The 429-nt window shown below is 52.7% G+C and carries 1 pseudogene; it reads left to right on the forward strand.

From position 1 onward, the window contains the following. A pseudogene (locus E0F99_RS29915) lies at window positions 1-163 on the forward strand (IS256 family transposase); the annotation flags it as partial. Window positions 164-429: the final 266 nt, after the last annotated feature.

The raw sequence follows: 429 nt of genomic DNA on the forward strand, positions 1-429 counted from the left end.
GACCCGAGGGCACTTCCCAACGGACGATGCTGCAACAAAATTAATCTGGTTGGGATTGCGAAATATCACTGCTAACTGGGGCAAACCGGCACATGACTGGAAGAGTGCGATGAACCAATTTGCGATTTTGTACGGAGATCGATTTATCAGGCCTACCTGGTAAAACTAAGGCCTGCCTGTCGGCAGGCCGTTACCGGCCCGCACACAAAAAATCTGACACTCTCTCTGACTCTAGCCAGTACAGACCGTGGGAGACTTCGCCCCACCCCTTCACCAAAGCGCCGATAAGGAATGCATCGGCTATGACCGACGATAGAAGCAAGCCAGCGCAATGGTGAAGCCCCGACAAGCCTGCAAACCCTAACCCGGAGCGTTTTTCATGGCAATGACTGTCTCGCAATCAATCATCGGTGTGGATGTCGCTAAAGC

It is taken from the genome of Pseudomonas antarctica (assembly GCF_900624995.1).
In the GTDB taxonomy this organism is placed as follows: Bacteria; Pseudomonadota; Gammaproteobacteria; order Pseudomonadales; family Pseudomonadaceae; genus Aquipseudomonas; species Aquipseudomonas antarctica.